Annotated in this window: 21 protein-coding genes and 2 pseudogenes; 15 read left to right on the plus strand and 8 right to left on the minus strand. The window is 71.6% G+C overall.

Features of this window, described 5'->3' with window-relative positions:
- Positions 1-316 precede the first annotated feature (316 nt).
- Positions 317-976 carry a hypothetical protein gene (locus M2157_RS04860; protein ID WP_280860556.1) on the minus strand — a complete coding sequence of 220 codons (660 nt, stop codon included), beginning with the start codon at positions 974-976 and terminating at the stop codon, positions 317-319.
- 346 nt (positions 977-1,322) lie between these two features.
- Between M2157_RS04860 and M2157_RS04865 the strand changes: the two genes are divergently transcribed.
- Both M2157_RS04865 and M2157_RS04870 read left to right on the plus strand, forming a co-directional pair.
- On the plus strand, positions 1,323-2,369 hold the full coding sequence (locus tag M2157_RS04865) for a histidinol-phosphate transaminase (protein WP_280864536.1): 1,047 nt from the start codon (positions 1,323-1,325) through the stop codon (positions 2,367-2,369).
- Between the two features lie 5 nt (positions 2,370-2,374).
- On the plus strand, positions 2,375-4,066 hold the full coding sequence (locus M2157_RS04870; RefSeq protein WP_280864537.1) for an aldehyde dehydrogenase family protein: 1,692 nt from the start codon (positions 2,375-2,377) through the stop codon (positions 4,064-4,066).
- Positions 4,067-4,078: 12 nt separating this feature from the next.
- Here M2157_RS04870 and M2157_RS04875 read toward each other — a convergent pair whose 3' ends face one another.
- Complete coding sequence (locus M2157_RS04875) at positions 4,079-4,579, minus strand: Lrp/AsnC family transcriptional regulator (RefSeq protein WP_266512751.1); 501 nt, start codon at positions 4,577-4,579, stop codon at positions 4,079-4,081.
- 120 nt (positions 4,580-4,699) lie between these two features.
- Here M2157_RS04875 and pdhA point away from each other — a divergent pair, with 120 nt between their 5' ends.
- The 13 genes from pdhA (at position 4,700) to paaE (ending at position 17,338) form a co-directional block, all read left to right on the plus strand.
- A complete protein-coding gene (pdhA, locus tag M2157_RS04880; protein WP_280864538.1) occupies positions 4,700-5,821 on the plus strand; it encodes a pyruvate dehydrogenase (acetyl-transferring) E1 component subunit alpha in 1,122 nt (373 codons plus the stop codon).
- A gap of 5 nt (positions 5,822-5,826) precedes the next feature.
- Positions 5,827-6,846 carry an alpha-ketoacid dehydrogenase subunit beta gene (locus M2157_RS04885; RefSeq protein WP_280860560.1) on the plus strand — a complete coding sequence of 340 codons (1,020 nt, stop codon included), beginning with the start codon at positions 5,827-5,829 and terminating at the stop codon, positions 6,844-6,846.
- Entirely contained in the window at positions 6,843-8,159 is a 1,317-nt protein-coding gene (locus tag M2157_RS04890; protein WP_280864539.1) for a dihydrolipoamide acetyltransferase family protein, read from the plus strand. The genes M2157_RS04885 and M2157_RS04890 overlap by 4 nt, the downstream gene beginning before the upstream one ends.
- Positions 8,160-8,238: 79 nt before the next feature.
- On the plus strand, positions 8,239-9,945 hold the full coding sequence (paaN, locus tag M2157_RS04895) for a phenylacetic acid degradation protein PaaN (RefSeq protein WP_280864540.1): 1,707 nt from the start codon (positions 8,239-8,241) through the stop codon (positions 9,943-9,945).
- Positions 9,935-11,116 (plus strand): thiolase family protein, encoded by a 1,182-nt coding sequence (locus M2157_RS04900; protein WP_280864541.1) that lies wholly within the window; start codon positions 9,935-9,937, stop codon positions 11,114-11,116. Before paaN ends, M2157_RS04900 begins: the two co-directional genes overlap by 11 nt.
- A complete protein-coding gene (locus M2157_RS04905; protein ID WP_280864542.1) occupies positions 11,113-11,859 on the plus strand; it encodes an enoyl-CoA hydratase/isomerase family protein in 747 nt (248 codons plus the stop codon). Before M2157_RS04900 ends, M2157_RS04905 begins: the two co-directional genes overlap by 4 nt.
- Complete coding sequence (locus M2157_RS04910; RefSeq protein ID WP_280864543.1) at positions 11,856-12,722, plus strand: 3-hydroxyacyl-CoA dehydrogenase family protein; 867 nt, start codon at positions 11,856-11,858, stop codon at positions 12,720-12,722. Before M2157_RS04905 ends, M2157_RS04910 begins: the two co-directional genes overlap by 4 nt.
- The gene (locus M2157_RS04915; RefSeq protein WP_280864544.1) at positions 12,713-13,549 is read left to right on the plus strand and encodes an enoyl-CoA hydratase-related protein; all 837 of its coding nucleotides are present in this window, start codon (positions 12,713-12,715) and stop codon (positions 13,547-13,549) included. Before M2157_RS04910 ends, M2157_RS04915 begins: the two co-directional genes overlap by 10 nt.
- A 49-nt stretch (positions 13,550-13,598) precedes the next feature.
- On the plus strand, positions 13,599-14,537 hold the full coding sequence (gene paaA, locus M2157_RS04920) for a 1,2-phenylacetyl-CoA epoxidase subunit PaaA (RefSeq protein WP_280860567.1): 939 nt from the start codon (positions 13,599-13,601) through the stop codon (positions 14,535-14,537).
- Complete coding sequence (paaB, locus tag M2157_RS04925) at positions 14,534-14,830, plus strand: 1,2-phenylacetyl-CoA epoxidase subunit PaaB (protein WP_057613396.1); 297 nt, start codon at positions 14,534-14,536, stop codon at positions 14,828-14,830. The genes paaA and paaB overlap by 4 nt, the downstream gene beginning before the upstream one ends.
- A gap of 29 nt (positions 14,831-14,859) precedes the next feature.
- Positions 14,860-15,726 (plus strand): 1,2-phenylacetyl-CoA epoxidase subunit PaaC, encoded by an 867-nt coding sequence (gene paaC, locus M2157_RS04930; protein WP_280864545.1) that lies wholly within the window; start codon positions 14,860-14,862, stop codon positions 15,724-15,726.
- Positions 15,720-16,238 (plus strand): 1,2-phenylacetyl-CoA epoxidase subunit PaaD, encoded by a 519-nt coding sequence (gene paaD / locus M2157_RS04935; RefSeq protein WP_280860569.1) that lies wholly within the window; start codon positions 15,720-15,722, stop codon positions 16,236-16,238. The genes paaC and paaD overlap by 7 nt, the downstream gene beginning before the upstream one ends.
- Positions 16,235-17,338, plus strand: a complete 1,104-nt coding sequence (paaE, locus tag M2157_RS04940) for a 1,2-phenylacetyl-CoA epoxidase subunit PaaE (protein ID WP_280860570.1) — start codon at positions 16,235-16,237, stop codon at positions 17,336-17,338. The genes paaD and paaE overlap by 4 nt, the downstream gene beginning before the upstream one ends.
- 24 nt (positions 17,339-17,362) lie before the next feature.
- On the opposite strand, the gene M2157_RS04945 is transcribed toward paaE, so the two are convergent.
- The 6 genes and pseudogenes from M2157_RS04945 to M2157_RS04970 form a co-directional block, all read right to left on the minus strand.
- The gene (locus M2157_RS04945; protein ID WP_280863871.1) at positions 17,363-17,497 is read right to left on the minus strand and encodes a hypothetical protein; all 135 of its coding nucleotides are present in this window, start codon (positions 17,495-17,497) and stop codon (positions 17,363-17,365) included.
- Positions 17,481-17,669: pseudogene (locus M2157_RS04950) on the minus strand (helix-turn-helix transcriptional regulator); the annotation flags it as partial. The pseudogene M2157_RS04950 and the gene M2157_RS04945, both read right to left, overlap by 17 nt.
- Before the next feature lie 401 nt (positions 17,670-18,070).
- The gene (locus tag M2157_RS04955; RefSeq protein WP_280860571.1) at positions 18,071-18,913 is read right to left on the minus strand and encodes an RNA polymerase sigma factor SigF; all 843 of its coding nucleotides are present in this window, start codon (positions 18,911-18,913) and stop codon (positions 18,071-18,073) included.
- Positions 18,914-19,073: 160 nt separating this feature from the next.
- A pseudogene (locus M2157_RS04960) lies at positions 19,074-20,880 on the minus strand (RICIN domain-containing protein).
- Positions 20,881-20,901: 21 nt separating this feature from the next.
- Positions 20,902-23,067: a beta-galactosidase gene (locus M2157_RS04965; protein WP_280864546.1), complete on the minus strand. Its 2,166-nt coding sequence runs from the start codon at positions 23,065-23,067 to the stop codon at positions 20,902-20,904.
- A 63-nt stretch (positions 23,068-23,130) separates the two neighbouring features.
- On the minus strand, positions 23,131-23,961 hold the full coding sequence (locus M2157_RS04970; RefSeq protein WP_280863695.1) for a carbohydrate ABC transporter permease: 831 nt from the start codon (positions 23,959-23,961) through the stop codon (positions 23,131-23,133).
- Between the last annotated feature and the right edge of the window lie 28 nt (positions 23,962-23,989).

A 23,989-nucleotide genomic window follows, 5' to 3' on the forward strand; every position in this document is an offset into this window, starting at 1 on the left:
CTCCTCTTGACGGGGGGCAGCGGCTCGACAGGACACCCACGCCGTTCGGTATCGTGAACGCTGTCCAAGTGGCGGGCCTGTCGAAAGTTAACGATGCCACTCACCGCGGTCAACCCTCTCGACGTGTACGGCCGCCTCAGGTTCTACCGGCCATCACGGTCTCCTCGTCGGCACCGAGAACGGTTACGCCCGGACGTACGGCCTCGAAACCGTCGCCACCGTCACGAGGCACACCGCCCACGACCGAGGGGAACGGCACCTTCACCGTCCAGTGCGGGTCTCCCTGCTACCAGTAGGCGCCCCCGCCGTGACCCCGTCACGGATGGTAGATGTCCCAGCCCGTCGACGCGGTGGGTGACGGGCTCGGCGTCGACCGGCTGGCGTCACACGTGGAACCCTGCGCCGGGAGCAGCCGGTGCACACCGATCCGTGCCGTCCCGAAGCGCACGTCCGCGTCCCCGGCGGTGGCCAAGTCCCCTGTCATCCGGGGCAGTTCCCCGCCGGCCAGGGGCGCACCACCCGCGTAGGCCGCGACAAGGACCCGGACGCAGGTGCCGTCCGGTCCGGTGGGAAGTCCGGCCGGGAAGGCGACGGTTCGGGTTCTGCCGCCGTCCGCGGACAGTCCGTAGCGCATGACGAACGACATCTCCGGCCTCGTCTTCGTGGCCGTGAGGGTCCAGAACTCGACCTGTACGGCGAGCGGTCGGCACAGCACCCGGACATCGCCCGTACGCGGTCCGCGGACGACGACCGATGCCTTTGCGTACGACGGGTCTGTCCCGTCGGTCGTCCCGTGGAAGGCGACCGCGGACCCCAGCCAGGCCGCCTGTTCCCGTCCCGACCAGTCACCGGCGTCGCGGCAGCCGCCGGTCTGCGCGCCCGCGGACACGTTCGAGCAGCCGGTCGCGAGCAGCGCGAGGACCGCCGCGCCCGCCGACAGGACTGCGTGGCGAAAGCGGGTCTGGGTGCTGTGCATGGTCTCCCTCGGTATCGGACCGGGGCGGGCCGCGGACGTCACGTGGTCCGGACGGCGAGCAGCCTGCTGGTGTCCTGGCGGCGGCGGGGGCCTCGGTGGCCCGCTGTGTCCGTCCCGTGATCAAAGAGGGGCCCAGGGGGGCGGCAGAGGCCGTGCCGTCCGTCTCGTGGCAGAGCTCCGGCGGGGTCGGCCGGGAGACGGTTTGCCGATCAGCACCCTGGTTTCCGGCGATTCGTAGCCGAATTTCCCAAACAGTTGAGCGCTTGTCGTCCGCTCTTCACGCTGTGCCCTGTCAAGTGCCCGACGGCCAGGCCTCGGGTCCCAGCGCTGCAGAAGCGAGACCAGCATGGTGCGTGTCCGTGCGTCCTTGTCCCAGCTGCCCGCCTACGTCCCGGGCCGCAAACTGCCCGGCGCCGTCGTGCTGGCCAGCAACGAATCCCCGTACGGGTTGCTGCCGGGGGTGGCCGAAGCCCTCGCCGAGGCCGCAGGCGGCGTTTCGCGGTATCCCGATCTGCACGCCGCCTCGCTGATCGAGGCTCTGGCGGCGCACCACGGGGTCGAGCCGGACCGGATCGCGGTGGGCGCCGGCTCCTCCGAGGTGTGCGGGCAGTTGCTGCACACCGTCGTCGGGCCCGGTGACGAGGTCGTCTTCGGCTGGCGTTCGTTCGAGGCGTACCCGATCCTCACCTCCGTGGCAGGCGGTGCGGCGGTGCGGGTGCCGCTGCGTGACCACACCCTCGATCTCGACGCCATGGCCGCGGCGATCACCGCGCGGACCCGGGTGGTGTTCGTGTGCAACCCCAACAATCCGACCTCCACGGCGGTCGGGGCGCGGGCCCTGACCGACTTCGCGGACCGGGTGCCGCGGGATGTGCTGATCGTCGTCGACGAGGCGTACCGGGAGTACGCCGATCCCGCCCTGGTCCCCGACGGCCTCGCCCTTCTCGGCGACCGGCCCAACGTGGCGGTGTTGCGGACCTTTTCGAAGGCGTACGGCCTGGCGGGGCTGCGGGTCGGCTACTGCGTCGCGCCGCCCGGGATCGCGGCGCACGTGCGCCGGACGCAGGTGCCGTTCAGTGTCAGCGCGCTCGCCCAGCGGGCCGCCGTGGTCGCCCTCGGTGAGGGCGCGGAGGTCGCCCGGCGGGCCGCCCTCACGGTCGCGGAACGCGACCGTGTCACCGGGCGGTTGCGGGCGCTGGGCCACGACGTGCCCGACTCCCACTCCAACTTCGTCTGGCTGCCGCTCGGCGCGGCCAGCGCGCCCTTCGCCGGGTACTGCGCCGACGGGAAGGTCGTGGTGCGTCCGTTCCCCGGCGAGGGCGTCCGGGTGACGATCGGGCTGCCGGAGGAGAACGACGCCCTCCTCGCGCTCGCGGCGAGCCGGCAGGGCTGACGGCTATGCGCCCCGGTCCCTACGAGCGCCATCGCGAGCTGCTGCAGAGCGTCGTTCGCGCGCTCGCCGCCGGTGAGTGCCGTCGCCCCTTCACCGAGGCGACCGGCCGGAACGCGGCCGACGCGGGCATGAGGTCGACCCGCACCGCGGGAAAGGTGTTCCGCTCCCTGCTGGGGCGGCCGTTCGAGCTGGGGCAGCCCGGCGAACTCGGCCGTGTGCGCACGGAGTCGTCGCCGTACGGCCTCGCCCCGCCCATCGACTACCCGCGCTGCGATCCCGCGGAGCTGGTCGCGGCGGCCGGGCGCGCGGCAGCCGGCTGGCGGGCCGCCGGACCGTACCAGCGCGCCGGACTCGCCGTGGAGATCCTGCGCCGGCTCAACACCCGCAGCCACGAACTGGCCCTCGCGGTGCATCACACCACCGGCCAGCCCCTGCAGGGAGCCTTGCGCGCCGCGGGGCCACGCGCTCAGGACCGCGCCCTGGAGGCGGTGGCCCAGGCCTTCGCCGAATCGGAACGTGTCCCGGCCGACCTGCACTGGAAGAGTTCCGAACGGGGCGGAGAACCACTGCAGGGCACCTGCACTCTGGTGCCCCGCGGGGTGTCGCTGCTCGTGGGCTGTCCCGACTTCCCGCTCTGGAACGGGTATCCGGGCCTGTTCGCCAGCCTGGTGACCGGCAACCCGGTGGTCGTCGCTCCGCACCCGCGCTCCGTGCTGCCACTGGCGATCACGGTGCGGGTCGCCCGGCAGGCGCTGGCGGAGGCCGGTCACTCCCCCGACCTCGTGACCCTGGCAGTGGCGGAACCGGAACGGCAGGTGCACCGGCGGCTGGCCACCGACCCGGCGGTGCGCATCGTCGACTACACGGGCCCCGCGCGTTTCGCCGACTGGCTGGAGGAACACGCCCGCCAGGCCACCGTGTTCGCCAACCGGACCGGGCTGAACACCGTGGTCGTGGACTCGACCGACGACTACCGGCGCCTGGTCCGAGGTCTCGCCCTCGCCTCGTGCCGGTGCACCGGGACGGTGCGCACCACGCCGCAGAACATCCTGGTTCCGGAGCGGGGCTTCACCACCGACGAGGGGCACAAGACGCTGCGGGACCTCGGGGCCGACCTCGGCGACGCCGTCGACCGGCTGCTCGGCCATCCCGCCCGCGCGGCAAGGGCGTTGGGCGCGATCACCGCCGACGAGGTAGGCGGCGCCCTCACGGATGCCGCACGGTACGGCCCGGTCCTGCACGCCTCCGGTCCCGTGGCCCATCCCGACCACCCGTACGCCGACCTGCGCAGCCCGCTGCTGGTGCGGCTGCGCGCCTCCGACGAACGCGTCTACACACGCGAGTGGCCCGGCCTCGTCTCCTTCCTGGTGGGCACCGAGTCGACCTCGCACAGCCTCGCGCTCCTGCGCCGCACCGTGGCGCGGCACGGAGCGCTGTACGCCTCGGTGCACTCCACCGACCCGCTGGTGCTGGCGGCGGCCGGGACCGCGGCGCTGGACGCCGGGGTGCATCTGGTGGAGAACCTGGACGACCTGCCGGCCGACCCGTCCTCGGCCCTCGCCGAACTGCCGGGCTCCGGCGTCAACTTCGTCACCGGCCGGTTCCGCGTGGTGCGCTCCCGGCGGCACGCACCGCCGACGGCTCCCGTCCCGGCACCGACCCGGCTCGAGGTCGACGCCGCGCTGGCCGACGTATGACCGCGCGGGTCCTCAGTCCGTCCAGGTGGCGCCGCGCCCCCGCACCTCGTCGAAGACGAGCCAGGTGCGGGTGGAGCGCACGCCCGGCACCGCCTGGATGCTCTCCAGCACCACCTTGCGCAGCGCCAGGTTGTCCGGCGCCCGCACCAGCACCAGGACGTCGAAGTCTCCCGTGACGAGGGAGACATGTTCCACGTAGGGGATCTCCCGCAGTTCGCGCGAGATCTCGCGCCAGGCGTTCTGGTCGGTGGCCAGCGTCACGTAGGCACTCGTGCCCAGGCCCGCCCGCTGGGCGTTGAGCTGCGCGGTGAAGCCCGTGATGACGTCCTCGGCCACGAGCCGGCCGATGCGGGTGTAGGCGTTGGCCCGGGAGATGTGCACCTGCTCGGCGAGGGCGCGGACCGAGATCCGGCCGTCCTCGAGGAGCCGGCTCAGGATCTGCCGGTCGATGTCGTCGAGCGGGACGGCAGTTCGTCCGGCCGCTGCCGTCGGCAGCGAGTTTTCCTCGGACACTTTGTCCTCCCAGACCATCGTGTTCGGCAGTTCATCGCCGATTCGGCCGAGCCATTGAACACATATTCATCAGTGGCCACCATTCTCCTGTCAAGTGTCCAGAGAAAGCGAGTGCCCTCCATGTCCGTGAAGAGCCTCCGCCAGACGGTCCAGGGCCTCCTGCCGTCCCTGACGCCGGTGCGGTTCGTGGCCGAGGACGGCACACCGGTCGCCAGGCCGCCGGCCGACTACACCGAGCCTCCCGTCGAGGCCCTGCGCGAGGCCTGGCGGCGGATGGTCCTGGGCCGCCGGTTCGACACCCAGGCGACCGCCCTCACCAAGCAGGGCCGCCTCGCCGTCTATCCGTCCAGCCGCGGCCAGGAGGCGTGCCAGATCGGCGCCGTGCTCGCCCTGCGCCCCGACGACTGGCTGTTCCCGACCTACCGCGACTCCGTCGCCCTGGTGACCCGCGACATCGACCCCGCTCAGGTGCTCACGCTGCTGCGCGGCGACTGGCACTGCGGCTATGACCCCGCCGCCACCCGTACCGCCCCCCAGTGCACCCCGCTGGCCACCCAGGTACTGCACGCCGTCGGCATGGCCGAGTCGCTGCGCCGCAAGGGCGAGGACGGCGTGGCGATGGCGCTCGTCGGGGACGGGGCGACCAGCGAGGGCGACTTCCACGAGGCGCTGAACTTCGCCGCCGTCTTTCGCGCCCCGGTCGTCTTCTTCGTACAGAACAACAAGTACGCGATCTCGGTGCCGCTGGCCCGGCAGACCGCGGCGCCCGCCCTGGCGTACAAGGGCATCGGCTACGGGGTGCGCTCCGAGCAGGTCGACGGCAACGACCTGGTCGCGGTGCTGGCGGTGCTGACCGCGGCCGTGGAGCACGCCCGGGCGGGCCACGGTCCCGTCCTGGTCGAGGCGCACACCTACCGCATGGACGCGCACACCAACGCCGACGACGCCACCCGCTACCGGGAGGACGACGAGGTCGAGCAGTGGCGGGCCGCCGATCCGGTCGACCGGCTGGAGACGTACCTGCGCTCGCGTGGCGCGCTCACCGACGAGGGCGTGGCGGCGCTGCGGGAGGAGGCCGAGGAGCTGGCGGCACGGGTGCGCGACGGCATGAACGCGGACTCCGTACTGGACCCGCTGGAGCTGTTCGACCACGTCTACTCCGAGCCGACCCCTCAACTGCGCGAGCAGCGAGCCCAGTTGGCGTCCGAACTCGCCGACACCACCCAGGCACAGGAGGACTGACGACCATGGCCAAGGTCACGATGGCGCAGGCGCTCAACACCGCCCTGCGCGACGCGCTGCGCGAGGACGAACGAGTCCTTGTCTTCGGCGAGGACGTCGGTCCGCTCGGCGGGGTCTTCCGCATCACCGACGGGCTGACCCGCGACTTCGGCGAGCAGCGCTGCTTCGACACCCCGCTCGCGGAGGCCGGCATCGTCGGGCTGGCGGTCGGCATGGCGATGGGCGGCTTCCGGCCCGTGGTGGAGATGCAGTTCGACGCGTTCGCCTACCCGGCGTTCGAGCAGATCGCCTCGCACGTCGCCAAGACGCGCAACCGCACCCGCGGCCGGATCGGCCTGCCGATGGTGATCCGTATCCCCTACGCGGGCGGGATCGGCGGGGTCGAGCACCACTGCGACTCCAGCGAGGCCTACTACGCGCACACACCCGGCCTGAAGGTCGTCACCCCGGCCACGGCCGAGGACGCGTACTGGCTGCTGCGGGACGCGGTGGCGGACCCCGACCCGGTGGTGTTCCTGGAGCCGAAGAAGCTGTACTGGTCGCGCGAGGACACCGACCTTCAGACGCGCGGGGCGCTGCCGTTCGGGCGGGCGGCGATCCGGCGGGCGGGGCGTGACGCCACCGTCGTCGCCTACGGCCCATCTGTCCCGGTGGCGCTGGCCGCGGCCGAGGCCGCCGCCGAGGACGGGATCGAGCTGGAGGTCGTGGACCTGCGCACGCTGGTGCCCTTCGACGACGAGACCGTCACGGAGTCGGTGCGCAGGACCGGACGCTGTGTGGTCGTGCAGGAGGCGCAGGGATTCGCGGGGGTGGGCGCGGAGATCGCCGCCCGGGTGCAGGAGCGCTGCTTCCACTCGCTCGCCGCTCCCGTGCTGCGGGTGGCCGGATTCGACATCCCGTATCCGCCGCCGAAGCTGGAGCACGCGCACCTGCCCGGCGTCGACCGGATCCTGGACGCCGTCGACCGCCTGCAGTTCGCCGACGAGCCCGACACCCGGCACCTGGTGAAGGGAGCGGTCGCATGACCACCGCGACGTTGCAGGAGCAGTTGTTCCGGCTGCCCGACCTCGGCGAGGGGCTGACCGACGCGGAGATCGTCGAGTGGAAGGTCGCCGTCGGCGACACCGTGACGATCGACCAGATCGTGGTCGAGGTGGAGACCGCCAAGGCCGCGGTCGAGGTGCCGGTGCCGTACGCGGGCATGGTGCTGCGGCTGCACGCTGAGGCGGGAACGCCGCTGGGGGTGGGCGAACCGCTGATCACGGTGGGAGCGGAGGCACCCGCAGCGCCGGAACCGACCGTCGTGGACACCGCCGCCGACCGGTACCGCGAGGAGGAACAGGCCGGTTCCGGCAACGTCCTGATCGGCTACGGCACCGGGCACGAGCCCGCGCCGCGCCGTCGCCGCCGACGTGCGGCCGCCGCACCGGAGACGCCCGCACCCGCACCGGTCACGGAGGCGCACGTTCCCCGCGTCATCTCGCCGCTGGTCCGGCGGCTGGCCCGGGACCACGGTATCGACCTCGCCGCGCTGACACCTTCGGGTCCGGCCGGGGTCGTCCTGCGGCGGGACGTGGAACAGGCTGTCGCCCGACAGGAACCGGCCTCGACCGAATCCACCGCCACCCCGGAGCCCGCCGGCGACGGCCCCGTCCGCATCCCCCTGCGCGGCATCCGCAAGGCCGTCGCTGACAAGCTCGCGCGCAGTCGTACCGAGATCCCCGACGCCACCACCTGGGTCGACGTGGACGCGACCGGCCTGCTCCAGGCCAAAAGGGCGCTGGAGGCCGCCGAACCCGGCCGACGCATCGGCCTGTTGGCCCTGTTCGCCCGCATCTGTGTCGCCGGTCTGCGCCGCTACCCGGAACTCAACTCGACCGTCGACACCGAGCGCCGGGAGATCCTGCGCTTCGACGAGGTGCACCTGGGCTTCGCCGCCCAGACCGAACGCGGCCTCGTCGTCCCCGTCGTCCGCGACGCCCACCGGCTCACGACGGTCCAACTGGCCACCGAACTGGCCCGGTTGACCGAGCTTGCCCGGACCGGAAAGCTGCCGCCCGACCGGCTGACCGGGGGCACCTTCACCCTCAACAACTACGGCGTGTTCGGCGTCGACGGCTCCACACCCATCATCAACCACCCGGAGGCAGCGCTTCTCGGTGTGGGCCGCATCATCGACAAACCATGGGTGGTGAACGGCGAGTTGACCGTCCGCAAGGTCACGCAGCTGTCGTTCAGCTTCGACCACCGGGTCTGCGACGGCGGCACCGCCGGCGGCTTCCTGCGCTTCGTGGCCCACTGCGTGGAACGCCCGGCAGTCCTGCTCGCCGACATCTGACCAACACTCCCTTTTTTGTTGCCCCATGCCTGGGCGCACTTCACCCATCCACCGACCGAACGTTCGGCCTGGAGCCTTCATGTCATCAACCTTCTACGCCCGCCACGCGGACCTGCTCGAACAGGCCGTGGCCCGCACCACCGACCGCGGCTACTGGACGCCGTATCCGGAGATCCCCAGCGCCTCGGTGTACGGGGTCGGAGCACCGGAGGCGGGCGAGGAAGCCTTCCGCGCCCTCCTCGACCGCCCGTTCCCGCTCGACGGGCACCCCACCGCCGGCACCGTCCCCGCCACGGAGGTGTCGCCGTACGGCTTCCCCCTCGGCGTCAGCTACCCGCATCCGGCGCCCGAGGCCGCCGTAGCGAGGGCCAAGTCCGCGGCCCCGGCGTGGCGTTCGGCGAGCCCCGATGTCCGGGCCGGCGTGGCGGCCGAGATCCTGGCCCGCCTCAACGCGGCGAGCTTCGAGATCGCGCACGCCGTCCAGCACACCACCGGCCAGCCCTTCGTGATGGCTTTCCAGGCGGGCGGCCCGCACGCCCAGGACCGCGGCCTCGAAGCGGTGGCGTACGCCTGGGAGGCACAGCGGCGCCACCCGGCCACCGCGCTCTGGAGCAAGCCCCGGCGTCGGGGCGGACCGCTGGTGATGGAGAAGACGTTCACCCCGGTCGGCCGCGGTGTGGCCGTGCTCATCGCCTGCAACACCTTCCCCACCTGGAACGGCTATCCGGGCTTCTTCGCGAGCCTGGTCACCGGCAACCCGGTGATCGTCAAGCCGCACCGGCGGGCCGTGCTGCCGCTGGCGATCACCGTGCGGATCGCCCGTGAGGTGCTGGCGGAGGCCGGTTTCGACCCGGACGTGGTGCTGCTGGCCGCCTCGGGGCCCGAGGAGCGCACGGCTCCCGCCCTGGCCACCCACCCCGACGTGCGGATCGTGGACTTCACCGGTTCCAGCGAGTTCGGCGACTGGCTGGAGACCAACGCCCGCCAGGCCGCCGTGCACACGGAGAAGGCGGGTCTCAACACCGTCGTCGTGGACTCCACGGACGACTACGCCGGGCTCCTGCGCAACCTCGCGTTCTCGCTGTCTCTCTACAGCGGGCAGATGTGCACCACCCCGCAGAACATCCTCGTCCCCCGCGACGGGTTCCCCACCGACCAAGGACCGCGTACCGCCGACGAGTTCGCCGCCGATCTGGGCTCCGCGCTCGACGACCTGCTCGGCGACCCGGCCCGCGCCGTCGCCACCCTCGGCGCGATCGTGAACCCCGGAGTCCTCGCGCGTCTGGAGGAGGCGGCAGCCCTGGGCCGTACCACCCATGCCACACGGGCCGTGACGCACCCCGACCACCCGGACGCCGTGGTCCGCACCCCGCTGGTGGCCCGACTCGACGCGGAGGCCGACGAGAAGACCTACACGAGCGAGTGGTTCGGTCCGGTCTCCTTCGTCATCGCCACCGACGACACCGCGCACTCCCTGCGCGTCCTGCACGACACCGTACGGAGCCACGGCGCGCTCACCGCCTGCGTGTACGCGACCGGCGAGGACGTGCCGGCGGCGGCGCGCGCGACGGCGCTGGAGGCCGGGGTGCACCTGTCGGAGAACCTGACCGGCGAGGTGTTCCCCAACCAGTCCGCCGCCTTCAGCGACTTCCACGGCACGTCGGCCAACCCGGCCGCCAACGCGACCCTGACGGACGCGGCGTTCGTCACCGGCCGGTTCGCCGTCCTCCAGTCCCGCCGTCACGCACCCCACCAGGAGCACGTGGAGCCCACCGATGTCCGATGAGGTCTACCTGATCGACGGGGCCCGTACCCCGCAGGGCCGTTACGGCGGGGCGCTGGCCCCCGTACGCCCCGACGACCTGGCCGCGCTCGTCGTCGGCGAGGCCGTGCGACGCTCCGGGGCCCCGGCCGAATTCGTGGACGAGGTGATCCTCGGCGCCGCGAACCAGGCCGGCGAGGACAACCGGGACGTCGCGCGGATGGCCGTACTGCTGGCGGGACTTCCGCACACCGTGCCCGGATACACCGTCAACCGGCTGTGCGCCTCCGGACTTACGGCCGTCGCGTCCGCCGCACAGTCGATACGGGCGGGCGAGGCCGAGCTGATCGTGGCCGGCGGGGTCGAGTCGATGACCCGCGCGCCGTGGGTGACGGCCAAGCCGGGCACACCCTGGGCCCGGCCCGGCGACGTCCACGACACCTCGCTGGGCTGGCGCTTCACCAACCCGCGCTTCCCCGCGACGACGACCTTGTCGATGGGCGAGACCGCGGAGGAGGTCGCCGCCCTGGACGGCATCAGCCGCCTGGAGGCGGACGCCTTCGCGCTGCGCAGTCACCGCCGGGCGGTGGCCGCGCGGACGGCGGGCCGCTTCGCGGCGGAGATCGTCCCGGTGCCGGTGGCGGACGGTGAGGTGACCGAGGACGAAGGGCCACGCCCGACCACCACGTTGGAGAAGCTGAGCGGCCTGCGCACCGCGTTCCGGCAGGGCGGCACCGTCACCGCGGGCAACTCCTCGCCGCTGTCCGACGGGGCCGCCGCCCTGGTGGTGGCGAGCGGGGCCGCGGTGGAGCGCCACGGACTGACTCCGCGGGCCCGGATCGTCACCGCCGCCTCGGCCGGGGTCGAGCCCCACCTGATGGGGCTCGGCCCGGTGCCGGCCACCGCCAAGGCACTGGAGCGGGCAGGCTGGACGGTCGAGGACCTCGACGCGATCGAACTCAACGAGGCCTTCGCCGCCCAGGCCCTCGCGGTCATGCACCGGCTGAAGCTCGATCCGGACCGCGTCAATGCCGAGGGCGGCGCCATCGCTCTCGGCCACCCCCTGGGCTGCTCCGGCGCCCGCATCCTGCTCACCCTGCTGGGCCGACTGGAACGGGAGGGCGGCCGGAGAGGCCTGGCGACCCTCTGCGTCGGGGTCGGACAGGGCGTGGCCATGCTCGTGGAGCGCGTATGAACACGCGCGAGACTCTGTCGGTCGAGGAGCGGGCGGACCGGATGGTCGTCACCCTGCGGCGGCCCGCCGCCCGCAACGCCATCAACGGTCGCATGATCGCCGAACTGCACCGCGTGTGCGAGGAGTTGGAGCGCACACCGAAACTGCTCCTGCTCACCGGGCACGACGGTGTCTTCGCCGGCGGGGCCGACATCGGCGAACTGCGGCGGCGCGGCAGGGACGAGGCGCTGGAGGGGATCAACAGCCGCCTGTTCGAGCGGGTACGCAGGCTGCCCCTGCCCACCGTGGCCGCCGTGCCCGGCTGGGCGCTGGGCGGCGGTGCCGAGTTGGCGTACGCCTGCGATCTCAGGATCGCCGGGACGGACGCGGTCTTCGGCAACCCCGAACCGGGCCTCGGCATCCTCGCCGCCGCCGGTGCGTGCTGGCGGCTGCGAGAACTGGTGGGCGAGTCGGTGGCCAAGCAGGTCCTGCTCGCCGGACGCACTCTCGACGCCCCCGCGGCCCTCGCGTGCGGGCTGGTCATGGACGTCGTACCGACCGGCCGGCTGGCCGACGCGGCGCACGCGCTGCTCGACCGGATAGCCCGCTCCTCGGCACTCGCCCTGCGCCTCACGAAGCTCGTCACCGACGCCTCGGGGGCTCACCCCGTGGCCGACGACCTCGCCCAGGCGGTGCTCTTCGAGAGCCCGGACAAACAGCGGCGCATGACGCGCTTCCTGGAGAAGAAGGGAGGCCGGGCATGACCTCGGCAGCAGCACCACCCCCCGTGGTGGGGGTCATCGGCGGCGGTCGCATGGGCGCCGGGATCGCCCAGTCCTTCGCGGCCGCCGGATCACGTGTGGTCGTGGTGGAGCGCGACAAGTCCGCGGCGTCCGCGGCAATGGAGCGGGTGACCAAAGGACTTCGGCAGGCGGCCGAGCGCGGGACGCTCGCCGGCCCGCAGACCCTCGGAGTGCCGGACCGTGTCATCGTCGCCTCCTCGATCGCCGAACTGCCCCACGACACCGACCTGGTCGTCGAGGCCGTCTTCGAAGACGCCGCTCTCAAGGCCGAGTTGCTCGCCGCCGCCGAGGACGTCGTGCACGACGGATGTGTGCTGGCCAGCAACACCAGCGCCCTGTCCGTCACCGAACTCGCGGCGGTGCTGCGGAGTCCCGGGCGGTTCCTGGGGATGCACTTCTTCAACCCCGTGCCCGTGTCCGCCCTCGTCGAACTGGTCCTGGCCCCCGGTACGACCGAAGCGACCAGGGCAGCGGCGGTCCGCTGGACCCACGCCCTCGGCAAACAGGACGTCGTCGTCAAGGACTCGCCCGGGTTCGCCAGCAGCCGCCTGGGCCTCGCCCTCGGTCTCGAGGCGATCCGCATGGTCGAGGAAGGCGTCGCCGACCCGGAGGCCGTCGACACGGCCATGCGCCTCGGCTACCGGCACCCGATGGGCCCGCTGCGGCTGACGGACGTGGTGGGACTCGACGTACGCCTCGCCATCGCGGAGCACCTGCACACGAAACTCGGCGAACGGTTCGCGCCGCCGCGGCTGCTGCGGGAGAAAGTCGCCCGCGGTGAGCTGGGCCGCAAGACCGGTCGGGGGTTCTACCGATGGCAGTGAGCGAAAGACCGCGGGCATCGAGCGAAAGCCCCGCCTCGCACGGCGTGTCGTACGAGGTCACCGACGCCGTGGCCGTGATCGAACTGCGCGGCCGCACGACCGGCAACGCGCTCGACGCCCACCTGCGCGGCGCCCTCCTCATGGCCGCCCGGCGGCTGACCACGGACGCCCGGCGCGAGGTGCGGGCGGCCCTGATCACCGCGCGCGGCCGGCACTTCTGCGTCGGCCAGGACCTCAAGGAACACGCCCACCTGCTCAAGACCTCGCCCGCCACCGCCTTCGCCAACATCCCCGAGCACTACAACCCGCTGGTGAAGGAGCTGCACGCACTGCCGATCCCGCTCGTCGTCGCGGTCGAGGGCTCCTGTGTCGGCGCCGGACTGGGCCTCGCGCTCTGCGCCGACGTACGTGTGGCGGCCGAGCGTGCCCGCTTCGCCACCGCGTTCGGCGGTGTCGGCCTGGCCTCGGACTCGGGCGTCGCCCGCGCACTGGCCCGGCAGCTCGGTCCGTCCCGCGCCGCCGGACTCATGCTGCTCGGCGACACCTTCTCCGCGCGGGACGCCGAGCAGTGGGGGCTGGTGCACCGCGTCGTGGCGGACGGCTCGGCCGCCGCCGAGGGCGTGGCCCTGGCCCGCACGCTGGCCGCCGGGCCCAGCGCCGCGCACCGGGAGACCAAGGCGCTGCTGCGGTCGGCGGCCACCACGGCCCTGCCGGCGGCGCTGGAGCGCGAGTCCGTCGTCCAGCGGCGACTCGGCAGCACCGACGACCACCACGAGGCGGTCACCGCCTTCCTCGAACGGCGAGGCCCGGTCTTCCGTGGCCGCTGACTGCCCGTCCCCCCTGAAAGGACCACCCGTGCAAGAAACACCCGCCTCCATGAACACGTCCGTGTTCGAGGACACCATCGCCCGTGACCAGCGCATCGAACCCCGCGACTGGATGCCCGACGCCTACCGGGCCACGCTCGTCCGGCAGATCGCCCAGCACGCCCACTCCGAGATCATCGGCATGCAGCCGGAGGGCGAGTGGATCACCCGGGCGCCCTCGCTGCGCCGCAAGGCGATCCTCTTCGCCAAGGTGCAGGACGAGGCGGGGCACGGGCTCTATCTCTACTCGGCGGCCGAGACCCTGGGCGCCGACCGCACCGACATGACGGAGCGGTTGATCGACGGCCGCCAGAAGTACTCCTCGATCTTCAACTACCCCACCCGCACCTTCGCCGACGTCGGGGTGGTCGGCTGGTTCGTGGACGGTGCCGCCATCTGCAACCAGGTCCCGCTGTGCCGCACCTCGTACGGCCCCTACGGACGTGCCATGGTCCGCGTCTGCAAGGAGGAGTCCTTCCACCAGCGGCAGGGCTACGAACTGCTGCTGACCATGATGCGCGGCACCGACGAACAGCGCGCCATGGTGCAGGACGCCGTGGACCGCTGGTGGTGGCCGTCCCTGATGATGTTCGGCCCGCCCGACGACGACTCCCCCAACTCGGCGCGCTCCATGGCCTGGAGGATCAAGCGGCACTCCAACGACGTCCTGCGGCAGCGCTTCGTCGACATGACCGTCCCGCAGGCCGAGAAGCTGGGCGTCACCCTGCCCGACCCGGGCCTGCGCTGGAACGAGGAGCGCGGCCACCACGACTTCTCCACCCCCGACTGGGACGAGCTGAAGCGGGTCGTCTCCGGAGACGGACCGTGCAACGCCGAGCGGATCGCCCGCCGCCGGGCCGCGCACGAGGAGGGCGCCTGGGTACGGCGGGCCGCCGCCGCGCACGCCGCCAAGCGCACCGCCCGGTCACGGCAAGGAGCGGCCGCATGAGCCCCACGAGCAAGGCCGACTGGCCGCTGTACGAGGTGTTCGTGCGCGGCAAGCGCGGGCTCAACCACGTCCACGTCGGCTCCCTGCGCGCCGCCGACGACGACATGGCCCTGCTGCACGCCCGCGACCTCTACACGCGGCGCAACGAGGGCGTGAGCATCTGGGCCGTGCGCTCGGACACCATCGCCGCCTCCGCGCCCGACGAGAAGGACCCCTTCTTCGCGCCCAGCGGCGACAAGGTCTACCGGCACCCCACCTTCTACGACATCCCCGACGACGTCCCCCACATCTAGGGACCATTCCGGACCTTTAGGAGCAGCGCATGACCGACGAGGACCTGTACGTCGACGGCGACGGCGCACGGTGGGCGTTCGGCACCGGGTTCACCGACCCCCTGCACGGGATCGACCAGGCGGTGCCGGACGGAGTCGACGCGGCAGACCTGGCCGCCTGCTGTCTGGCGCTCGGCGACGACGCCCTGGTGTCCGCGCAGCGGCTGGCCGAATGGTGCACCCGCGCCCCGGAGTTGGAGGAGGAGTTGGCGCTGGCCAACATCGGACTCGACCTCCTCGGCCAGGCACGTCTGCTGTACGCCAGGGCGGGCCGGGCCGACGGCACGGGCCGTGGCGAGGACGCGTACGCCTACTTCCGCGCCCCTGTGGACTTCCGCAACATACGCCTCGCCGAACTGCCGGGCGGCGACTTCGCGTTCACCGTCGCTCGCCTGCTGGTGCTGTCCGTCTGGCGGCTGGCCGTGTGCGAGGCGCTCACCACCGCACCCGACCCGGTGCTGGGCGCGATCGCCGCGAAGAGCGTCAAGGAGCTGGCCTACCACCGCCGTTGGACCGCCGAGTGGACGGTCCGGCTCGGTGACGGCACCGACGAGTCCGCCGCCCGGATGCGGGCCGCTTTCGACGAAGTCGCCCCCTGGCTGGACGAGTTGCTGTCGGACGGTACGGCCGCGCGCCTCGGCGCGGAGCCGGCTGCCGTAGCCGCGCGGACCCGCCTTGAGCTGTTCCACGTGTTGGCCGATGCCGGGCTGAATCGCTCCGCCGGCGTGTCCCCGCTCGATGCGCGGGCGTCCCCGGTCCCGGGTTCCGGCAGGAACGGGCAGCACACCCCGCACCTGGCCCCCCTCCTGGCCGAACTGCAGAGCGTGGCCCGCGCCCACCCGGACGCGTCGTGGTGACGGCGTCCGCGGAGCGGGCGTCGCGGATCGCCGCGGAGGTTCCCGACCCCGAGCTGCCGATGGTGACGCTCGCCGACCTCGGAGTGCTGCATGGCGTCGAGGTGACGCCGGAGGGCACCGTCGTCGTACGGCTCACCCCGACGTACGCGGGCTGTCCCGCCATGGCCGAGATGCGTGCCGAGGTGGCGGCCCGGCTAGTGGCCGCCGACTTCGCCGACGTGCGGGTGGTCACGGTGCTCGACCCGCCGTGGACCACCGACCGGATCACCGACGAGGGCCGCCGCAAGCTGACGGAGCACGGCATCGCACCGCCCGGCCCACGAAACGCGCCGGGTCCCGCACCGGCCCGGACCTGGCTGAGCCTGACCGCCAAGCCGCCCGAGGTTCCCTGCCCGCGCTGCGCCTCGGCCGACACCGAGGAGATCTCGCACTTCGCCGCCACCGCCTGCACGGCACTCCGTCGCTGCCGCACGTGTCTGGAGCCGTTCGCCCACGTCAAGGACCTGCCATGACTTCGTTCCCCGTCCGGGCCCGCCGTCGCCCCGCCTTCCACGCCCTGCGGGTGTCCGCCGTGGAACCACTGTGCGCCGACGCGGCCGCCCTCACCTTCGACGTCCCTGACCGCCTGGCCGCCGAGTTCGCGTTCCGGCCCGGTCAGTGCCTCACCGTGCGCCGCGAGATCGACGGTCGCGACGAACGGCGCTCGTACTCCATCTGCTCACCTGCGGGTACGGCGCCGCGCATCGGCGTCCGCGTGGTACCGGGCGGCCTGTTCTCCTCCTGGCTCGTGCACGACGTACGCCCCGGGGACACCGTGGAGGTCATGGGTCCGGCCGGTGCGTTCACACCGGATCCGACCAGTGCCGGCGGCTTCGGCCATCAGGTGCTCGTCGCCGCCGGGTCGGGTGTCACGCCGATGCTGTCCATCGCCGCGTCCGTCCTCGCCGCGGACGAGGACGCGCGGGTCACGCTCCTGTACGGCAACCGGCGCACCGGCACCGTGATGTTCGCGGACGAACTCGCCGACCTGAAGGACCGGCACCCGGCCCGTTTCCAGCTCGCCCACGTCCTGTCCCGCGAGCCGCGCGAGGCCGAGTTGCTCTCCGGCCGCCTCGACACCAGGCGGCTGACCGCGCTGCTCGACGCTCTCCTCGACGTCCGGGAGGTCGCCCACTGGTGGCTGTGCGGCCCGCACGGCCTGGTGCGCGACACCCGCGCACTTCTGACCGGACTCGGCGTCCCGGCGGAGCGTGTCCACCAGGAACTGTTCCACGCCGACGAGGAACCACCCGAGGCAACCACCAACGCCCGCGAGGACACCACCGACCGAGGCCCCGGGACCGAGGTCACCGTGGTCCTCGACGGCCGGGCTACCACGTACACCGCGCCCCGCGACCGCAGCGTCCTCGACGGTGCCCAACAGGCCCGCTCCGACCTGCCGTTCGCGTGCAAGGGCGGCGTCTGCGGAACCTGCCGGGCCCTCGTCACCGACGGCGACGCGGACATGCGCCGCAATTACGCCCTGGAACCGGCTGAGGTCTCCGCGGGCTATGTCCTCACCTGCCAGACGTACCCCGCCTCCGAGACCCTCACCGTCGACTTCGACAGCTGAGCGACGGGCGGAGTGTCGGCACGCTCAGGCTTCCTCGGCCCGGCGGCCCATGCGAACGCGTTGCCCGGCGAGTTCCGTGGCCGCGGCTGCGGGTGTGGTCCCGTGGATCCGGGCCGTGTGGAAGACCTGCCCGAGCGTGGACCGAGGGCTGCGGAGCACGCTGCTGCTCCAGCCGGGCGTAGTAGTCGGTGGACATGCCGGCGAGCTGCGCGACCTCCTCGCGGCGCAGCCCCTGCGTACGCCTGCGCGGCCCCTCGACCAGCCCGACGTCGCGGGGACGCAACATCTCACGCCGGTAACGCAGGAACTCCGCCAGATCCTTCTTGTCCATGCCCCCATCCTCGCCGCCACCCGCCCGGCCATCCAGAGACCGCCGATCCATGGCTGAGCCCCCTCCCCCACCCGCACGAAGCCGCTCGTACGGCCGACACCGACAGCGCTCGCAGCGAGACGACCCGATGGCCACCTGACCCGCTTGACCGCCTGGGACATTCACCTGCTGTCGGCTGTGCGCCGAAGGCCGCCGGTATGGAAGACGGCCTGCCCCGACCTCCCTGGTGGCGGGGTTGCGGGAGTACCCCACCTTCTCGAACGGGAGGACGGCACCTGGAGCCGCCTTGGTCGGCGATGCGGCTCCAGCCGACCACGTTACGGAACAGGCTCTGGTCAGAAGGGTTTCATGCCGAAGCATGGGGCTGATTGAAGCAGGGCTTCATCACTGAGGTTCAAGCCTCAGTGGCTGCTGAGCATGCCCTCGCGCAGGCGGGTCAGCAGACGGGTGATCAGGCGGGAGACGTGCATCTGGGAGACGCCGAGGTGTTCTGCGATCTGGGCCTGGGTGAGTTCCTCGACGAAGCGCCAGTGGATGATCTTGCGGTCGCGTTCGTCGAGTTCGGCGATCATCGGTGCGAGGGCGTGGAAGTCCTCGACCAGGCCGAGCGCCGGGTCCTGGTTGCCGATGAAGTCCGCGAGCACGCTCTCGCCGTCCTCGCTGCCGCCGATCGCCGCGTCCAGAGAAGCCGACTTGTAGCCGTTCGAGGCCAGTCGGGCCTCCACGATCTCCTCCTCGGGCAGACTCATCAGCTCGGACAGTTCCCTGGTGGTCGGCGTCCGGCCCAGTCGGCTGCTCAACTCCTCGCTCGCGCGCGCCAGTTGCACGCGGGCCTCCTGCAACCGGCGAGGCACGTGCACGGCCCAGGAGGTGTCGCGGAAGAACCGCTTGATCTCACCGACGATGTAGGGGACGGCGAAGGAGGTGAACTCCACCTCGCGGGACAGCTCGAACCGGTCGATCGCCTTGATCAGGCCGATCATGCCGACCTGGACGATGTCCTCCATCTCCTCATGGCCACGGCTGCGGAACCGGCCGGCCGCGTAACGGACCAGAGAGATGTTCATCTCGATCAGTGTGTTGCGCGCGTACTGGTACTCGGGCGTGCCTTCCTCCAGCACCGCGAGCTGCTCGAAGAACAGCTTCGACAACTCCCGCGCGTCCTTGGGAGCCACCTGGGACGGGTCGGTGATCTCCGGCATGGTCACCGTCTGTCCGGCGGTCCGCACGGTCGTCGTCGCCATGATGTGCCCCTCCCACTGTGTTCGGTCTCGTGTCAGCCTGCCCGCCGACCGATGATCATCCGTCTACCCCCGCCTTGAACACGCATGCACGCGAATTTTACAACTGACGTGGCCGGGTTCCGGCGATCGAGCCGGAACCCGCCCAGGTTCCTCCGGTGACCTAGCGGACCAGCTTCCAGTCCTGTGAGCCGTCGTCGGCGGCGCTCTGGAGGGTCAGCGGTGCTCCCGCGGATGCTCCGGTCAGGTAGAGGGCGGTGTTCTTGACGGCCTGGAGCCGGTAGTAGCCGTCGGGCTTCTTGACGAGGTTCCAGCTGCCCGACGAGCTGTTGTCGACCCACTGGCCGATCCGCTGGCCGGCCGTGGCGTTGCCGGTCCAGATGGCGGCCGCGCGACCGCCCGACTTGTTCAGCAGGGTGGTGCCGCCGTTCGGTTCGGTCACGACGTGCCAGTACTGGGTGTCCTGGTCCGCCGCGGCACCGGCGTCCTCCAGGGCCACGTCGGGCACGTCCCCGTTGCCGAGGTTCGCGTCGTTGGTCTTGTTGCCGGTGCCGATCACCTGGCCGGTCCTGCGGTTGACGAGCCGGTAGTAGGTGCCGGCCGAATCCCCGAGGTCGACCTCGGCGTAGGCGATCGTGGAGGTGCCCTGGTTGTTGAGGATCGCGATACGGCCGGTGCCGTCGACGTACTGGAGGTTGCGGCTGTAGCCGGCCGGCGAGGTGGTCTGGTACTCCGTCCACACGCCGTCGCTGCGGCCGCTCTCGTTGACCCACACGTCGCCGCTGTTCGACGCGTTGTAGACCAGGCGTCCGTCGGGCAGCCGGATCAGGACCGGGCTGCCGCCGCCCGCGAGCGGGTGGGAACCGGCGACGACCGGGAGCGAGCCGACGGACATGCCGGTCTGGGTGCCGCGGAAGAACTTGAGCGGATCGTCGGCGATGGCGTAGCGGGTGTTGGCCCCGCCACCCCAGTACTCGAAGGTGAGCATCCACTTGCCGTCCGTCGTGCGGACGATGTTCGTCATGCCCGGCCTGCCACCGCCGATCTCGGTCTTGCCGCCGCCCATGTCCTGGACGGATCCGGAGATGTCGACAACAGGATCGCTCCATGCGGCGTTGCTGCCGTCCCAGGTGCGGTGCACGAGGATCTGGCCGTGCGAGTCGGTCGCCGTCTCGTTGGCGGGATCCTTCTTCGGGACGCCGGTCACCGGGTCGAAGCCGGTGTAGTCGTTCTCGTCGGAGTAGTAGCAGACCAGCTTGCCCTGGTAGACCATCAGGTACGGCTCCCAGAGCGGGTCCACCTGCTGGTACTTGTTGGCGGCCGCGATGTTCTGCCCCACCGCGCCTGCGCTGCCGCCCTGCCAGCCCCGCGGTCGAGACGACGTTGACGACCTTCCAGCTGCTGCCCTGGTCGGTGCTGGAGTACAGGGCGATGGCCATGTCACTGCGGTCGCCGTCGTTGTTCGGCGTCCAGCCGGGGTCGGCCGCCTTGTGCTCCTTGTAGTAGTAGTCGTCACCGGAGACGACACTCGCCAGGAGCAGCGTGCCGGCCTTCAGCCCGCCGACGCTCTGCGGGAGCACGTAGAGGTACGGGTTGGTCCAGTTGCTCGTGTACTTGGCGTACTTGGGATCATTGGAGAGGTACGCCGGTGCCTTGACCTCGGACAGCGGCTGCCAGCTGGTGCCGTGGTCGTCGCTCTTGTAGACAGGCAGGGTCTGCCCGTCGGCGCTGCCCGACGCCGGGACGACGGTGGACTTCTCGAACGACGCGACCAGCCGCCCGCCGGGCAGTTGGGCCGACTTCGGGTAGACGGCGCAGTTGCCCCGGCCCTTCAGGCACGGGTCGCTGCCGAGCTGGTAGAGGATTCCGCCCGTCGGGTTGTACGCCTGCGCACTGACCATGGGTATCGCGAGTATCGCGGATGTCGCCGCGAAGGTTCCGAGGGCTCGTCCAAGCCTTCTTCTCTGCATGGCCCCTCCTCAGGGGATGGATCAGGATCGGTCGTTTGCTTCGGAGGCCGGCGCGCTGTCGGCGTCGGTGGAGGCGAGAACGCGTACGTCCCAGGGGCCGAGGTTCAGAGCCGAGCCTGCGAAGATGGAGGTGCCCGTCAGGGCGTCGGAGAGGTCCACCGGTGCGGGCACGCTCGCGGGCTCCCAGCTCCAGTTGTGGACGATGTGCACGCGGCTTCCCTCGGGTGAGGTGCCAGTGGTCGCGGTGACGGACGCGGGAAGGTCGCGCCACCCGCTCCTCGCGGCCGGGACCAGCCACTCGGCCAGCGCTTCGGCGAGGTCGCGGCCCGGCACCGTGCCGACGGTGGTGACGCGGCCCGCGCCGTGGCTGCGGGTGGTGACCGCGGGCCAGCGGCCGAAGTGCGGGTGCTCGTACATGGCGAGAACCTCGGCGTCGGTGACCGAGAGGCTCTCGATCCACTGCGTCGCCGCGGCATCCGCGGGCACCTGGAGCGGACCACCGGGTACGGCGCGGACCGGAACCGTCCCCACCAGGTTGCTGAATTCGTCGTACTGGACACCCGCGGCCTCGGCGAGGCGGCCCGGCGCCGGTTCGTGACGGGCCCGGGCCTCGTGGTCGGCGTAGCCGGTGCGCGGGCCGAGGACCAGATGGCCGCCCGCGTGCGCGTAGGCGGCGAGCCAGTCGAGGGTGGCGTCGGCGGCGATGTACAGCGCCGGTACCACCAGCACGGGGTGGCTGCGGGCGGCCTCCTCCGGTGACATCCGCTCATACAGCTGCCGGGCATGCACGATCCGCACCTGGCGGCCGGCGTCGAAGGCGCCCCGGTAGAAGGGGTCGAAGACGCGGTGGTAGGCGGCAGGGTCCGGCGAGCCGTCCGGCTTGGACAACGGCGGGTACTTCTGCATCAGCCACTTGCTCGGCATCGAGTAGACCATGGTGATGTCGGCGTCCGGTTCGAGTCCGGCGGCGAGCGGTCCGGCCTTCGCGAACTCCTCGCCCAGCCGGGCGACTTCGGCGTAGGTGCGGCCGGGCTGTCCGCTGTGCGGGAGGACTCCGCCCCAGTAGGTCTCGGCGCCGAAGCGCAGGGTCTGCCACTGCCAGTACTCGATCATCCGGGCGCCGCGCGCCACGTGCGCCCATGCGGCCTGACGCCACTGGCCGTCGTAGCCGGGCCGGTTGTCCCAGGCGAAGCCGATGGAGTTGGCGTTGGTCTCGGTGACGAGGAAGGGCTCCTGGCGGGAGGAGAACATCCAGTCGGCGGTCTGGTACATCGACCACACGCCGGTGGTCTTCCAGATCTGCTCGTGCTCGTCGGATGTGGGGTCGGGCAGCAGCAGACCGTCCTGCATGTCGTAGTACGGGTTGCCGGAGGCGATGTCGAGGCGGTCCGACATCTCGTCGTCCTCCACCCCTTGGCGGGTGTAGGAGATGCAAGTGGTGACGAAGTGCTCGGGCTTCGCGTACTCACGGACGATGTCCGCCTGCCACCCGATGAACTCGGTGACCTGGCGGGCCTGGAACTCCCGCCAGGCGACGTCGTACTGGGGCTGTTCGTTGCCGTCCGGGGTCCACAGGTCGGCCCAGGTCGACAGGCTGTGCGACCAGTACACCAGCCCCCACTCGCGGTTGAGGGTCTCGACGTCGCCGTACTTCTCGCGCAGGTGGTCGACGAACCGCTGGAAGACGCCGTGGTTGTGGAAGAGGTGCAGACCGGGTTCGTTGTCGACCTGCCAGCCGATGACCGCCGGATGGTCGGCGTACCGGGCGACGACCTTCCGGATGATGCGCTCGGCGTGGAAGCGGAAGGCGGGGTGGGTGAAGTCCGCCTCCTGCCGGGCGCCCCAGCCGATGCGCTCGCCGGTACGCCGTTCGCCGGTGATCTCCGGGCACTGGCGGGCCAGCCACGGCGGAACTGCGTAGGTCGGGGTGCCAAGGATGACGGCAATGCCCCGCTCATGGGCGCCGTCGAGGACCGGCTGGAGCCAGTCGAGATCGAAGCGGCCGTTCTCGGGCTCCCAGGTCGACCAGACCGACTCGCCCACGCGGATCACGGTGAAGTTCGCCTCCGCCATGAGGTCGAGGTCGGTCTTCAGCCGTTCGTCGGGCCGCAGTTCAGGGTCGTAGGCTGGCGTGTACTCGTGGTAGTACGCGGCACCGAACAGCACGCGGGCGGGCAGAACCGCCATGGGGGAACCTCCGGAGAGTCAATGAGGGGGGGCCGGTGCGTCGGCGCTGACGTCGGCCGGGCGTCACTGCTTGACGCCGCCGGTGGCCAGACCGCTCTGCCAGTACCGCTGCAGGAGCAGAAAGGCGACGACGAGCGGGATGACGGAGATGAGGGAGCCGGTCACCACGAGCGCGAGCATGTTGCTGTTCGCGCCGCTTCCGCCGCCGAATGCCTGGGACGCCCACGAGGACAGGCCGACCGTGACGGGGTACAGCTTGGGGTCGTTGAGCATGATCAACGGCAGGAAGTAGTTGTTCCAGGTCGCCACGAGGGTGAAGAGCACGACGGTCACCAGGCCGGGGGCCAGCAGCCGCAGCGCGATCGTGACGAAGATGCGCAGTTCACCGGCGCCGTCGATGCGGGCGGCCTCCAGGAGACTGTCCGGGACGGCGTCCGCGGCGTAGATGCGCATGAGGTAGAGGCCGAACGGGCTGACGAGGGAGGGCAGCACGATGGCCCAGGGCGTGTTGACCAGGTCCACCTTCGCGAAGAGCAGGTAGGTGGGGATGGCCAGGGCGGTGGTCGGGACCATGATGGCGCCGAGTACCAGGGCGAAGGCCGCGTTGTTGCCCCGGAACCGGTACTTGGCGAACCCGTAGCCGGCTGCGGCGGCCAGGAGGGCGGCACCGAGTGCGCTGCCGACGGAGTACAGGACCGTGTTGAGCAGCCAGTGCAGGAAGACCCCGTCGTCGTGGGTGACCGTCTCCCGGACGTTGTCGAGCAGTCGAGGGGCGTGCGAGAACCACAGACCGAAGGTGGTGAAGAGGTCCTGGGTGCTCTTGGTCGAGGAGACGGCGAGCCAGAACAGCGGCAGCAGGAAGTAGGCCAGGACGGCCAGCATGACGATGGTCAGCGGTGTGCTGCGGCGACCGGCCGACCGC

The sequence above is a fragment of the Streptomyces sp. SAI-127 genome (genome assembly GCF_029894425.1).
Classification (GTDB): domain Bacteria; phylum Actinomycetota; class Actinomycetes; order Streptomycetales; family Streptomycetaceae; genus Streptomyces.